This is a genomic window from Leucobacter exalbidus (assembly GCF_017834145.1).
Classification (GTDB): domain Bacteria; phylum Actinomycetota; class Actinomycetes; order Actinomycetales; family Microbacteriaceae; genus Leucobacter; species Leucobacter exalbidus.
Map to the genome: position 1 here is coordinate 2,862,603 of NZ_JAFIDA010000001.1, position 14,035 is coordinate 2,876,637.

At 63.8% G+C, this 14,035-nt stretch carries 11 protein-coding genes; 4 read left to right on the forward strand and 7 right to left on the reverse strand.

Annotated elements, in window-relative coordinates:
* Window positions 1–15 precede the first annotated feature (15 nt).
* The 4 genes from JOF28_RS13015 to JOF28_RS13030 all read right to left on the reverse strand — a co-directional run bounded on the left by JOF28_RS13015 (window position 16) and on the right by JOF28_RS13030 (window position 5,442).
* Window positions 16–1,536 carry an aldehyde dehydrogenase (NADP(+)) gene (locus JOF28_RS13015; RefSeq protein WP_209706129.1) on the reverse strand — a complete coding sequence of 507 codons (1,521 nt, stop codon included), beginning with the start codon at window positions 1,534–1,536 and terminating at the stop codon, window positions 16–18.
* 231 nt (window positions 1,537–1,767) lie between these two features.
* Window positions 1,768–2,757: an alpha/beta hydrolase gene (locus JOF28_RS13020; protein ID WP_209706130.1), complete on the reverse strand. Its 990-nt coding sequence runs from the start codon at window positions 2,755–2,757 to the stop codon at window positions 1,768–1,770.
* 1 nt (window position 2,758) lies between these two features.
* Window positions 2,759–4,243, reverse strand: coding sequence for a flavin-containing monooxygenase (locus JOF28_RS13025; RefSeq protein WP_209706131.1), 1,485 nt, complete (start codon window positions 4,241–4,243; stop codon window positions 2,759–2,761).
* Between the two features lie 59 nt (window positions 4,244–4,302).
* Window positions 4,303–5,442 (reverse strand): alcohol dehydrogenase catalytic domain-containing protein, encoded by a 1,140-nt coding sequence (locus tag JOF28_RS13030; RefSeq protein WP_209706132.1) that lies wholly within the window; start codon window positions 5,440–5,442, stop codon window positions 4,303–4,305.
* Window positions 5,443–5,573: 131 nt separating this feature from the next.
* Here JOF28_RS13030 and JOF28_RS13035 point away from each other — a divergent pair, with 131 nt between their 5' ends.
* Window positions 5,574–7,340 carry a helix-turn-helix domain-containing protein gene (locus tag JOF28_RS13035; RefSeq protein WP_209706133.1) on the forward strand — a complete coding sequence of 589 codons (1,767 nt, stop codon included), beginning with the start codon at window positions 5,574–5,576 and terminating at the stop codon, window positions 7,338–7,340.
* Window positions 7,341–7,376: 36 nt separating this feature from the next.
* On the opposite strand, the gene JOF28_RS13040 is transcribed toward JOF28_RS13035, so the two are convergent.
* Window positions 7,377–9,203 (reverse strand): ABC transporter ATP-binding protein, encoded by a 1,827-nt coding sequence (locus JOF28_RS13040; protein WP_209706134.1) that lies wholly within the window; start codon window positions 9,201–9,203, stop codon window positions 7,377–7,379.
* Between the two features lie 151 nt (window positions 9,204–9,354).
* A complete protein-coding gene (locus JOF28_RS13045; RefSeq protein ID WP_209706135.1) occupies window positions 9,355–10,380 on the reverse strand; it encodes an agmatine deiminase family protein in 1,026 nt (341 codons plus the stop codon).
* A gap of 124 nt (window positions 10,381–10,504) precedes the next feature.
* Between JOF28_RS13045 and JOF28_RS13050 the strand changes: the two genes are divergently transcribed.
* The 3 genes from JOF28_RS13050 to JOF28_RS13060 all read left to right on the forward strand — a co-directional run bounded on the left by JOF28_RS13050 (window position 10,505) and on the right by JOF28_RS13060 (window position 13,478).
* Entirely contained in the window at window positions 10,505–10,783 is a 279-nt protein-coding gene (locus JOF28_RS13050) for a hypothetical protein (protein ID WP_209706136.1), read from the forward strand.
* 290 nt (window positions 10,784–11,073) lie between these two features.
* Window positions 11,074–12,573 (forward strand): APC family permease, encoded by a 1,500-nt coding sequence (locus JOF28_RS13055; RefSeq protein WP_209706137.1) that lies wholly within the window; start codon window positions 11,074–11,076, stop codon window positions 12,571–12,573.
* A gap of 122 nt (window positions 12,574–12,695) precedes the next feature.
* The gene (locus JOF28_RS13060; protein WP_209706138.1) at window positions 12,696–13,478 is read left to right on the forward strand and encodes a gamma-glutamyl-gamma-aminobutyrate hydrolase family protein; all 783 of its coding nucleotides are present in this window, start codon (window positions 12,696–12,698) and stop codon (window positions 13,476–13,478) included.
* An 87-nt stretch (window positions 13,479–13,565) separates the two neighbouring features.
* Here the strand turns inward: JOF28_RS13060 and JOF28_RS13065 are convergent, their stop codons facing one another.
* Window positions 13,566–14,024: a flavodoxin domain-containing protein gene (locus tag JOF28_RS13065; RefSeq protein ID WP_209706139.1), complete on the reverse strand. Its 459-nt coding sequence runs from the start codon at window positions 14,022–14,024 to the stop codon at window positions 13,566–13,568.
* Window positions 14,025–14,035 lie beyond the last annotated feature (11 nt).

A 14,035-nucleotide genomic window follows, 5' to 3' on the forward strand; every position in this document is an offset into this window, starting at 1 on the left:
TTGCCCGCTCACCGGTTACCCCCAGCGCTGACCCCACTGCTTCGAAACGCCTGCGGGCGAGATCGCCTGGGGCACACCCAGCGGGTTCGCGTCGCGCAGCGCCTCGGGTAGGAACGCCTGCGGTGCATTCTGGTAGGCGACGGGGCGCTGGAAGCGCTGGATCGCCGCGGTGCCCACCGAAGTGCTCGCATCGTTGGTGGTGGCGGGCCACGGGCCACCGTGCTGCTGCGCGGGGGTCACCGCGACACCGGTCGACCAACCGTCGAAGAGCACGCGCCCCACCTGCTGGCTGATCGCGGCGACGAGCGCCTGCAGCTCGGCCACATTGGCGGTGGTGCCGGTGGATTCTTCGGCGCTGAGGTGCAGCGTGCCAGTGAGGTTACCCTCGTAGAACTCGGGCATGAGGCTCGCCAGGTCGGTGCCCGCGGGGGTTTCGACGATGATCGAGAGTGGCCCAAATGCCTCCTCGAGCAGGGCTTCGCGGCCGGCACGCAAGTTAGCCAGCGACACCGTCACGACGGTCGGAGTGACCCAGCCGTGGCCGAGCTCGTCGAACCGTACGCCGCCGGCGATCACCGGGGTGACCCCGGTTGCCGCGAGAATGGCGTCGCGGCGCTCGGCGAAAGATGCCGAAATGCGCGGGTCGAGCAGGCGGTGCTCGGGTAGCTCGGTCGCGGCGGCACTGACGGCGGCCGCGAGCTTCGTGCCCGCGGGCACGAACACGAACCCGGGCTTGGTGCACAGCTGCCCGGCAGAACCCGAAACGCTCGTGAGAAACCCGCGCGCGATCTCATCGGCGCGCTCCGCGACGGCCGCCGCAGTAATGAATGCGGGGTTCACGCTGCCCAGCTCACCAAAGAACGGGATGGGGGTGGGCCGCGAAGCTGCGATGTCGGCGAGCAGACGCCCGATCCGGATCGAGCCCGTGAATGATCCCGCCTTGATGCGCGGGTCGCGCAGTACGGCCACGCCGGCCTCGCGGCCGTGGATCAGCTGGAAGATGCCGGCGGGGAGGCCCACGCTCTGGATCGCCTCGGCGGCAACGGCCGCGGTCGCGTCAGAGAGCTCGGGGTGCCCCGAGTGTGCCTTTACGATCAGCGGGCAACCGGCGGCGAGAATCGCGGCCGAGTCGCCGCCCATCACCGAGAACGCGAACGGAAAGTTCGAGGCAGAGAAGTTAATGACCGGCCCAAGCGGCAGGTGGGTGCGGCGAATATCGGGGCGGGCGCCCAGTGCGAAATCGGCATCGGCCAGGTCGATGCGGGCGTCGACATAGCCGCCCTCAACGATGGTGTCGGCGAACATGCGCAGCTGCACCGCGGTGCGGGTGACCTCACCGGTGAGGCGGGCTTCGGTCAGCCCAGTTTCGCGCATCGCAATGCTCACGAGGCCGGGTTTATTGGCCTCGAGCGCGTTCGCGATCGCAACCAGCGCCTGAGCGCGCAGCTCAGGGGTTGTGGCGGCAAATGCCGGGGCAGCAGCCGTTGCTGTGGCGACGATGGTTTCGAGGACGGGGGAAAGCACTTCTTGAGACATTCGTTTCCTTTGGGATCACTGCGCTCGTGGCGCGACGCCTGATATGCCGCGGGCAGACCTACGATGGCAGCCGCCGAACATACCCGTCTATCCTCCCACTTCAGACCGCAACCACCCAGGTGACGCAATGAATAACCGCAGATTCTTTACACAGCAACGGAGTGTGCCGCAGAAACTTCCTGCGGCACACTCCGATGATTGCCCTCAGCTGCGTGCTGATCGCGGCGAGAACTATGCCTCAGCGCAGATGCGAGTAATGAACTCGGCCGCACGCGCGAGCTGCACCTCGCCCGCACGAATCTTGCCCGCCGAGGTGAAAATACCGTGCGCATGGGCGGGCAGGTGCGTGAGCTCGACGTGCGTGCCATTCATCGCGAGCAGCTGCGCGTACTCGAGCCCCTCTTCGGCGAGCGGATCGAGCCCGAGGGTCAAGATCCAGGCCGGCGGCTGGGCTGCGTTCGTCCCGTTGCCAGCGCGCACCGCGAGCAGCGGCGAGACACGGGGATCGCTCGCGTCTGCGGGGCTCGCCAAAAACTCGGCCGCAAACCAACGCATCGTGTCTGCGGTGAGCGGGAACCCCTCTTCGACGCGGGCGTACCCGGCAGACTCCGCCGAAACGTCAACCACCGGGTAGAGCAGCACCTGCGCGGCAATGCTCGTGCCCGTGACGAGCAGCGACGGTTCGAACGCGAGCGCCGTGGCGATTCCGCCGCCCGCGCTGTCACCCGCGGTGACGATCTGGTGCGGGTTCCACGCACGCTCGCCCGCGTGATCGCGGAGCCACTCAACCGCCCGCCGCGCATCAAGATGGGCGGCGGGGAAGTGGTGCTCGGGGCCGAGACGGTAATCGATGGCCACGACGGGCAATCCCGTGAGCGACGCGAGCCTGCGGCACACCGCATCGTGGGTGTCGAGCGAACCGATGATCCAGCCACCGCCGTGGGCAAACAGAATCACCGCGTCGGTATCGGCCGCGCCTCCCGCGGGGCGCGGGTCGTAGACCCGCACCCCAAACTGGTCGTCACCCTGCCCAATCGACACGTCCTCCACCGACGCGATGGGATCGCGTGGGAGCCCGTTGGCGGCGCTGGAGCGTTCGTATCCCTCACGGGAGGCGGCCATTGATCCGGCGTCCTGAAATGAGCGCGAACCGGCCGCGCGGAACGCCGCGATCAGCTCACGCTGATCGGCGGCGACCGCCTCGATGGGGAAGAGTGACATGTTAGGCCTCCACCAGCACAGCCGACTTCACGGTGTAGTCCTCGGCGTTGAACTCGCGTGCCCAGTCGCGGTACTCCTCGACGGTGCCCGACCAGTTGTTGATGACCTTGCCCTTGGAGTTCTTGTACCAGCTTGAGCAATCGCTCGAGAACGCCGAACCGTTCATTTCGGCCTGCAGTGCCTCGTTGAAGGCATCGAGGCGGTCGCGGCGCACGTCAACCGAGACCTTCTCAATGTCGGCGGTCTTGGCGAGCACGTCCTTGACGTAGGCCTGCTGGATCTCGAGCATCGTGACGACCGAGTTGTGGTTCAGGTTTGTGTTGGGGCCGTACATCAGGAACATGTTGGGGAAGCCATCGACGGCGAGACCCACGAAGGCCTCGGCATCCTCGGTACCCCAGCGCTCGGCGAGCGAGATGCCGTCGCGGCCGATGATCTCGAGGTCACCCTGGAAGTTCTGCGAGTGGAAACCGGTCGCGTAGATGATGACGTCGGCCTCGTGCTCAACGCCATCGGCGGTGACGATACCGTTCTCGGTGAAGTGCGAAATGCCCTCGGTGACGAGCTCGACATTGTCGCGCAAGAAGGTGGGGTAGTAGGCCGAGGTGCGCAGAATGCGCTTGCATCCAAACTCGTAGGTGGGGGTGAGCTTCTCGCGCAGCTCGGGGTCTTCGATGACCGAGTGGAGGTAAGCGATGGACTCCTTCGCGCCCTCAGCTTGGCCGTCGGTGTTGGAGCGGGTGCGCTCGAAGCCTGCTTCGCGCAGCTCGTGGATGCCGCGGCGTGATTCCTCGAACGTCTCGGGGTTCTGCTCGAAGGTGTCGAGCTGGGCCTCGGTGAACTCGATCTGATCGCGGGGCAGAATGAAGTTTGCTGAGCGCTGGAAGACCTCGAGCTGGGCGGCCTCTTCGGCGACGAAGGGGACGTACTGCACGGCTGAAGCTGCCGAGCCGATCGAGATGACCTTCTTGCCTGTGAGGTCTACATCGTGGCGCCAGTGTGCCGAGTGGAACTGCTCACCCTTGAAGTTCTCGCGACCCTTCCAATCGGGGATCTTCGACGAGTTCAGCTGGCCCCAGGCGGGGATGAAGAAGTCGGCGGTGTACTGCTCGCCGCTGCGCAGCGTGATGAGCCAGTGCGCTTCTGCTTCGTTCCAGCGCGCCGACACGATCTCAGCGTTGTAGTGCATGTGCTTCTCGATGCCGAAGGCGTCGCGCAATTGCTGCTGGTAGCCGAGCATTTCGTCTTGACCGGCGAACATCTTTGAGACGCGCAGGTGCGGGAAGAAGGTGTAGTTATACACGTGCGCCTGGGTGTCGCACGCGGCGCCAGGGTACGTGTTGTCGCGCCAGACGCCGCCCACAGCGTCAGCCTTCTCAAACACGGCGAAGCTGTCTTCGCCGGCGCGCACGAGCTGCGCAGCCATGCCGAGGCCGCCGAAGCCTGAACCGAGAACCGCGACGCGGAAGTGTTGGGGAGTGGTCATGAGAGTGTCCTTAGATGTCGTGCGAATGCGTGGGGAAAATGGGGAAAGCGGGGAAAAATTTAGGCGTTGGCCTGGGGCATGCGAATGATCTGGCGCAGCACCGTGCCCGAGGCGAGGGCATCCATGCCCTCGTTGATGTCGTCGAGGTCGATGGTGCCGCTGATCAGCCGCTCGAGCGGCAGCTTGCCTTCGCGCCACAGCTGCTCAAACTTGGGAATGTCACGGCTGGGAACGGCCGAGCCCAGGTACGAGCCGATGACGGTCTGTGCGCGGGCGGTGAGCTTGAGCGGTTCGATCTCGCTCATGGCGCCGGGGGCGGGCAGACCCACAGTGACGAGCGTGCCGCCGAAGCCGATCATTTGGTAGGCCGTTTCAAACGCGCGGGGGTGGCCGACGGCCTCGATGACGACGTCGGCGGTGATGCCCGCCTCAAGCGCCTGCTGCGGGGTGTACGCCGCAGTCACGCCCCACTCGCGGGCGAGCTCGAGCTTCGCTTCGTTGGCGTCGACGGCGTATACCTCGCGCGGGTGCACCGCGAGCGCGGTGAGCAGCGCGGCCATGCCCACGCCGCCCAACCCGACGACGGCGATCGTGTCGTTCGCGGTGAGCTTGGCAGCGTTGAGCACCGCGCCGCCGCCCGTGAGCACCGCGCACCCGAGCACCGCGGCAATATCTGCGGGAACATCGTCACCGACGGCCACCACCGAGCGGCGATCGACGACGGCGTACTCGGCAAAGCCCGAGCAACCGAGGTGGTGGTGAACGTCTTCGTCGCCGCGCGTGAGGTGACGACTGCCCTCGAGCAACGTGCCCACTTCGTTGGTGCGGCTGCCCTCTGAGCAGGGGAGCCGGCCGTCGGTGCCACACTGGGCGCACTCGCCGCAGCGGGGGAGGAAAGTGAGCACGACGCGCTGGCCAAGCTGCAGGTCTTCGACGCCCTCGCCGAGCTGTTCGACGATGCCCGCGGCCTCATGGCCGAGGAGCATGGGCACGGGGCGCGGCCGTGAACCGTTGACCACTGAAAGGTCAGAGTGGCAGATGCTTGCGGCTTCGATGCGCACGAGCAGCTCGTGGGCGCCGGGCTCGCTGAGGGTGAGCGTATCGACGCTGATCGGGCGGCTCGTGGCATAGGGGGCCGGTGCGCCGAGCTGATTCAAAACCGCGCCGCGAATGGTGCGGGTTGAGGGGGTGTGGCTCATGAGTTCTCCGTTGAGCTGAGGCGAGCTGGGCGGCCCCGTAGCGAGGCCGTGTACTACGAGCATGCCGTCGCGCATGCGTAATCAATGTGGAGAGTTCTCTACATTTGTGAGAAGTAGATAGAGTTTCACACATGAAGAACCTCGTGGTGCCCACGGCGAACCATGACGAACTCGTGGCATGGGCTCGCAGGCAACAGCGCCTCACCAGCTCAATCTCTGAGTTCGCGATCGCCATCACCTCGATCAGAGACAACTCAGAGGCGCTGCAGCAGCTGGTCGCGCGTGCGAGAACCCTGCTCGACGTCGACATGGCCTACATCAGCCTGAACGGCATCGACGGCTCGGGGTTCACCAGCATCGTCGAAACCTCAGGGGTGTGGACCGAGGAATACCGCACCCTGCAGATGCCGCTGGGCAGCGGGGTACTCGGGCGAGTGGCACAGGCTGGCGGCCCGGTACAAACCTCTGACTACTCGGTCGACGACACCCTGATGCACGACGACGGCGTCGACCGCGTGGTCGAAGCCGAGGGCGTGCGTGCCATTCTGGGTGCCCCGATGCGCTCGGGCGGCGAGATCATTGGCGCACTGCTTGTCGCGAACCGCTTCGTACAACCGTTCACCGCCGAGCAGGTGTACGTCACACAAACCCTTGCGAACCTGGCCGCGGTCGCCATCGACAACATGAACCGGGTCGCCGACCTGAAACAGATCGCCCAAGAACTGCGTGAGGCCGAGGCCGCAGCCCAACGCGAGCTCGCCACCGAGCGACGGGTGACCGGCGCCGACGAAGCCCTGATGGATGCAATCGCGGGCGGCGGCGGGCTCGGTGCACTGCGCGACGGCATGACCCGGGCCATCGGCCGAACCGTGCAACTGGTGGACCTGACCGTGCGATACGACATGCGCGCGGCCGCCGCTGAAATCGGTGATGCCGAGCGGCCGCTATTCGCACTCTCGGCCCGCACGGGTACCCCGCAAACGCACACCCGCGAAGACGGCAGTAGCCACGCCATCATGGCGGCCACGCGCAACGACGAACTCGTGGGCGCAGTGATGGTCGAGGGCGAGCTCTCACCCAGCGACGAGCAGGTGCTGCAGCGCTGCGCCCGGGTGCTGGGAGCATTTCTGAGCGCCCAAGACCGAGAGCGCGGCGACCTCGCCAGGCGCCGCCGCGAGCTCATCGATCAGGTGCTCGCCCCGGCCCCCAGCGGGCTCAGCTTCGCGGTCGTGACCCAGCTGACCGAACTCGGCATCGAAGCGGGCAAACCGTTTCGCATTCTGGTGGTCGACGGCTCAGAATCCACCCTGCGCGACTTCTCCCACCGCCTCGAAGTCGACTTCGGGCCGTCGCTGCTGCACGCCAAGCTGGGGGAGCAGATCGTCGGGGTTGTACCCGAGGCGGCATTCACCCGCATTCAACACGAGCTCGAAGAGCGGGGCGCTCGCCGCTGGGGCGCAATGCTTGTGGGGCACTCACCCAAACTGCACATGTTTGAGGTGGTGCCCGACGAATTTGCGCTCGTGGAACGGGTGCTCGAAGCTGCGCGGCGATCGAACTTCTCGCAGACACTCGTGTCGCTGAAAACGTACGGCGCCATCGGGGCGTTCCTGTCAAAGGTGACGCTCGAACCGACGCGGCTCGGGGTGACCGAGGTGATCGGTGCTGTGCTTGATTACGACCGCGATCACGGCACCGCCCTCGCAGAGACCGCGGCCGCTTTTTTGCACGCGGGGCACTCGGTTGCGCAGGCCGCCCTCGACCTGCGCGTGCACGAGAACACGGTGCGACAGCGGCTCGACCGCGTCGGCACACTGCTCGGCGACGGCTGGGCCTACGGCCAGCGCGGCCTCGACTGCCACATTATGCTCGCGGCCCATCGGTTGATCGGCCGGTGAGCTGACGGCTCACCGGCCCGGCGCGCAAGAAGCTCGTTAGCCGATCACGTCAAAGCGCTTGAGGCGCTTGCGGTCGGCCTTCGACGCCGAATTCTGCAGTGACAGCAGCTCGGCGTAAATGCCGCCCGAGGTCGCAAGCTCAGCGGGCGAACCCACCTCATCGATGCGACCACCCTTGAGCGTGATGATCCGATCGACCTCGGCGATCGTCGACAGCCGGTGCGCGATGATGAAGCTCGTGCGATCGTGCATCAGATCGTCAAGCCCCTGCTGCACGAGCCGCTCAGACTTCGTGTCGAGCGCGCTCGTGGCCTCGTCGAGCACCAAGATGGGGGCGTCCTTCAGCATGGCGCGGGCCACTGCGATGCGCTGCTTCTGGCCACCCGAGAGCTTCATGCCGCGCTCACCGATCAGGGTGTCATACCCGTCAGGAAGCTTGGCGACAAACTCTGCGACCGCGGCGCGACCCGCGACATCCTCAATCTGTGCGCGCGTTGCGTCGGGGCGACCGTACGCAATGTTCTCGGCGATCGTGCCCGAGAACAGTGACGGGTCTTGAAACACGACGCCAATGCCGCGGCGCAGCGAAGCCAAATCGGCCCCGGCGCCCGCCACCTCAATGTTGCCATTGTGGGTGCCGTAGAACCCGAGCAGCAGGCTGATGAGCGTCGACTTGCCGCCGCCAGACTCACCCACGAACGCAATGCGTTCGCCGCGGTGCGCATGGAACGTGATGTCCTCGAGCACCTTGGAATCATCGTCGTACCCAAAACTCACGCCCTTGAATGACACTGCGGGGCGCGGCCCGGCGGTGGGGGCTTGGGCTGGGGCGTGATCCGGATCAATGGGGAACGACCCCGACCCGCTCGCGGTCGCGGGGTCGAGATCCATCACCTCGAAGTACGAGCGCGAACCCGCCGCGGCGCGCTGGCCCATGTCGACCACCCAGCTCAGGTTCTGCACGGGCTGGCGGGCCATGGCCATCAGCTGGATCAGCATCACCATCTCGCCGGGGGTGAAGAAACCGGTCACGGTGCGCACAAAAATGATGATGTAGAGCGCGAAGAAAATGACATTCAGCACCGCGCGGCGCAGGCCATCCATCGTATGCCAGTGGCGCGATTGCGCGCTCGTCAGGCCGATCGTCTCATTGAAGTGGCCGTCGAACTTGTTCAGTTCGCTCTCTTCGCGGGCGAAGGATTTCACGACCCGCATCTGACCGATGACCTCGGCAAACCGGCCCGACGCCTCATCAACATGCACGTTCTTTGCATCTTCGATGCGCTGCCACTTGCGGCTCGTGAGCGCCGTGAGCCACAGGTACAGCGGGTACGCGATCGCAAGCAACACGGCGAGCGGCCAGTAATGCCAGGCACTGATCGTGAGCACCGCAATCGTGGTCATAATCATCGTCACGAACATGTTCGAGAACGACTTCATGAAGTTCGTGACCTCGGTGATCGAGCGGTTCAGGCGGGCCACAATGGTGCCGCTGAGCTCGCTATCGAAGTAACGCTGGGGCAGCGCGAGCAGCTGCTCGAAGTACCGGGTCGACAGGATCGTGCGCATGCGCGCGCTCATCACATCGCCCCAGTACCCACCCACGTTGCTCACAAAGGTCTCAACGAGGCTCGCCGCCAACAGCGCCAGCGCGAGCAACACGACCGTGCGAATGGCGCCCTCGGGCACTCCGGAGCCGTCGTTCACCGAGGCGACCGCGTCAACAACCACGTCGGTGGCGGCGCCGGTAATGAAGGGCACCGCGATGCCCGCGGCCGTGATGATCGCGGCGGCGACCATGATGCCGACGTAATAGGGGGTGAGCGAACGCGTGAATCGCAGAATACGCAGGAGCGTTGACAAGTCGGGGGCTACCTCTGTGAAGTGGGTGGGCGGTGGAGCCTGGGCAGTGGGTGGGTGCGTGGCACCTGTACCAACTACAACGCCTGGGTGGCCGGATCATTCCGGACGCCCAGGCGTTGAGTGAGTGCGTTACACCGCAGCTACCTAGAGTCTACGCGACCTTCGGCTGCTGCTGGGTGATGCAGTGAATACCACCACCGCGCGCGAACAGCGGGCGCGCATCGATGCCGATGACCTCGCGGCCGGGGTACACGTCGCGCAGCACGCCCAGGGCCTTGTCGTCTGCCGGATCACCGTAAGAACAGGCAAGCACCGCGCCGTTAATGACGACGTGGTTGATGTAGCTGTAGTCAACGAAACCCTCGTCGTCGCGCAGCGTCTCAGGGGCCGGGAGATCGATGATGTCGAATCCTGCCGAGTTGAGACTGCGGTACTCTTCGGCGACCTCACGGTTCGTCTTCGCGATCTCGTGATCGGGGTGAGACTGCGAATCTTGACGGTGCATCAGCAGCACGTCGGGCGTCGCGAAGGCAGCGAGAATATCGGAGTGGCCGCGCGTGCCAAAGGTGTCGTGGTCGCGGGTGAGGCCGCGGGGGAGCCAGAGGGCGCTCGTCGTGCCGATCGTGCGGGCGAGCTCCTTCTCAACGTTCGCCTTGGTGCGGCCGGGGTTGCGACCAGGATCGAGCTGCACCGTCTCGGTGAGTACGACGCGACCGGTGCCATCGACCTGGATGCCGCCGCCCTCGTTCACCATCTTTGAATCAATGAGTTCGGCGCCGGCGGCCTCGGCCACGATCTTGCCGATGTGCTCGTCCTTATCCCAGCTGGCCCAATCCTGGGCGCCCCAACCGTTGAACACAAAGTTCACGGCGCCGAGTTTGCCGTTCTCGTCAAGCACGAAGCTCGGGCCGATGTCGCGCATCCAAGCGTCGTTCAGGGGTGCGACGAGGCGATCAATCTGCTTCGACAGAAACTGCGAGGCGATGGCTTCGTCACCCGGGTTGACGACCACTGTGACGTGCTCGTGCTCGCTCGCGGCGTTGGCGACGGCGGCCCAGGTGGTGCGGGCTTCGAGGACCTCGGCTTCGGTGTCACCCAGGGTGTAGCCGCTGGTGGGCCAGGCGAGCCACAGGCGTTCTTGCTCGTGACCCTCGATGGGCATGCGCCACGTCGTCATGTTGCTCCTCGAAATCATTGCCTGGCGGGGTGAGAGATGCAGGCGGTACAAGTTGAAATTATTTTCAGTCTACATTGTGTGGGCGAAATTGGCAGGGGGTTTCTGGGGAATTTTTGGGAGGTGGGTGTCTGCTCGCGAAGCTGAAGCGAGCGTGCTTCGTGGAACTGCTTCGATGGGGCGGGTTTTGACGAGTGTCCCCCAGATTCTCCGCAAAATTGCAGGACAATCGTCAACTTGCGCCCCCTTGATGATGTGCAAACTGCTGATCAGTGATCTGTTCATCGGCCTGGTCAGGGCGACCGCCACTGCGACCGCCAAGGCCCTCGCCGAAGCACTCACCCGGGCAGCCCAGGCTCTTAACGAAGCACACCGCAACACCACGATCGAACCACGCGATATTTAAGCCGCACGTCAGCGCCGCCGAGGACCGAGGGACAAGTCGCTGTCATGGTGTGGCCCGAAACGTGTTTGGGGTGCGAACCCAGGAGAACGGGGTTTCGGAGTGGGGCGATGTCGAAGTCGATAGAAATTTAACATTCATGAATGCATGAAATAAATGTTTCAAGTAGATTACAAAAACAAAAACTCTTTAAGTTACTTGCCTAATTAAACATCTAGATCTAGATTGTAAGCATCCATCTTCATTGATTGATGGAATCCGCTAGCGGACGTACAAGGGAGTACCAAGCGACCATGACACACCAAGATACTGTCGTCGAGCACGACGAAGACGCGGCACACCTCGCGTCTCTCGGCTATACGTACGACACCACGTTTAAACGTGAGATGAGCTTTTGGGGCAACGTCTCACTCGGGTTTACCTACCTTTCACCCATCGCCGGCGTCTACTCGATGTTCGCGATCTCCCTCGCCGAGGCCGGTCCGCCCATGGCTTGGGCCCTCATCATCGCGCTTGTTGGGCAGTTCTTGGTGGCGTTGGTCTTTGGCGAAGTAGTCTCCAACTATCCCGTGACCGGCGGAGTGTACCCGTGGTCACGCCGTCTTTGGGGGCGCAAGTGGGCGTGGATGAATGGCTGGATCTACGTTGTAGCGCTTGTCGGCACCATTGCTGCTGTCGCGTACGGGGCCGCCCCGTTTATCGCTTCAGTGTTCGGCGGCACGCTCGACGCCGGGGCTACCGTTCTCATCGCGCTCGGTACCCTGGTGATCGCCACGCTGCTGAACTTCTCTGGCACTAAGGTACTGAGCCTCGCGGCTACCGTCGGTCTCATCGCTGAGATGATCGGCGCCGTCGTGATCGGCGGCTACCTGCTGATCTTCAACCGCCACCACGACTTCTCCGTGCTGTTCGACAACCAGGGCATCGGTAACGACGCCCCCGGTGGCTACCTGGGCGCGTTCGCAGCTGCCGCTCTCATCGGCATGTTTGCTTACTACGGGTTTGAAGCCAACGGCGACGTCGCTGAAGAGATCAAGAACCCCAGTGCTCGGGTACCGAAGGCCATGCGCCTGACGATGTACATCGGCGGTTTTGCTGCCAACCTGCTGGCCTTCTCCCTGGTGCTTGCCGTTCCCGATTTCCAAGCCGTTGCCAGCGGTGAAGTGGTCGACCCGATCGGCGATATTCTTCACAATGCGTTCGGCCCGATCTTCCCCGTAGTGATGTTTGTTATCGTCATCGCCTTCCTCTCTTGCATCACGAGTCTTCAAGCAGCCGCAAGCCGCTTGATCTACTCAATGGGCCGTGACGGCTTCCTCCCCGGATCGAAGTTTCTCGCCGAGTTCAACGAAAAGCGCCACGTTCCCAACAACGCTCTCCTCATTGCTGCCTTTTTCCCGGCTGCAGTAGTGGTGCTATCTCTGCTCCTTGAAGATGCGCTTACTGCCATGGTTGGGTTTGGCACGGTCGGAATTTACATGGGCTTCCAGATGGTGGTACTTGCCGCTCTTCGCGCACGCATTCTTGGCTGGAAGCCAGCAGGTAAGTTCAAACTGGGCGCCTGGGCCTACCCGGTCAACATCATGGCTCTGATCTGGGGCCTTGCGGCTATCGGGAATATTCTTTGGCCGCGCCCCACTGGTGGTGGCTGGGCCGAGGACTATCTGCTGATCATGACCACCGTCGGTGTGATCGGCGTGGGCTGGATCTACATGCTCGTCTCCAAGGCCTACACGCGAGGCGACGCTCCGTCGGCTGATGCCAGCGGTCCGATTAAGACCGTCGTTCGCTAAAGAAGATCTATACGGCGCAGCTTCGCCCCCGTCTCAACCGAGATGGGGGCGAAGCTGCGCCCCACCTCTTGAAAAACCACGCCTGCGCACAAGCCAGGCCTTCCGCTTGAAAGGACGTACCGATGACTGACCTGGTGGTCGATGCTGCACCATTTCTCTCTCACGCCGACGAAAACCCGAACGGGCCACTCATCCCGATGGTGGTTTCGTTGACCTTCCCCGGGATGAACCAGTCTGCGCACGATCTTCAAGACGAGTTCACCCGCATCGCCTTTGACGCGGTTCGCGCAGCAGGCGGGCGCCCTCGGCTGGTCGATGCAGCTGGCCCGGCGCTACAGCCTGCGGCTGGCGTGTTCGAAGACGCCGCGGCAATCGTCATTTTGGGTGGCGGAGATGTCGACGGCGCCTGCTACGGCTACGACGGCCCAGCTCCCGCCAACGAGTACGGTGTGGACCGTCGTGCCGACGACTATTGCATCAACCTGATCCAAGATGCGGTCTCACGTGACTTGCCCACACTCGCGATTTGTCGCGGCTCGCAGCTGCTCAATGTCGCTTTCGGGGGCACGCTGATTCCTGACATCGCCGAGTGGCCGATGCATCGCGGCACCGGATCGCCCTTGTTTGTCGACGAAGACGTAATCCTCGAGGAAGATTCAAAGATCGCTCGCATCATGGGGCGTACAGCAGTCACGGTGCGCAACGGGCATCATCAGGCGGTCGCCGATGTCGCGCCTGCCTTGCGGGCCACCGCGCACGCTCACGACGGTATTGTCGAAGGCACCGAACATCGGGATGCCAGCTGGGTAGTAGGAATCCAGTGGCACCCCGAAGAGCCCGAAGCAAACCTTGCAGACCGCGCCAGTATCTTCTCCGCGCTTGTTGAACAGGCCTCCAAGGCCTAACTCAGTCGAAGTTGCGGTGATAAGCCGCACAAACACTTCAGCTCCCGGTTACCAGTAACAGGGAGCTGAAGTGTTGAAGCGGTGTAGTTATACAGCGGCCGAAGCTGCCTCGAGTACTCCGTCGATCCATTCGATTGCGACATCGCTGCCCAGGTCCCATGATGAAGCGTCGTGGCGACCATAGTCACCCACGCGTACGCCGCCCTGAGCCGTGAAACGGCGGTCAATGTGCTCGCTGCCCTGGCTGTAGGTCTCCTCGTAGAACGTGTCGCCGAGCCCAAACATGGCGTACTGCAGGCCAGTGAGATCAGGCAGTGCAGCGTCGAATGCCTCAACAAACGGGATGGCGGTGTTCGGGAGGTCACCCTCGCCGTGAGTGGAGCAGACCACAATGGTGAATCGCTCGGCGGTGAGCGATGCGGGGTCAAAATTCTGCAGGTCGTGCACTTCCACGTCATCGTGGCCAGCACGTAGCTTCTCGCCGAGATCTTCTGCGATGAGCTCGGAGTTGCCGGATTCGGTGCCGTAGAGAACAGTGAACTTCATGGCTGAGGTCC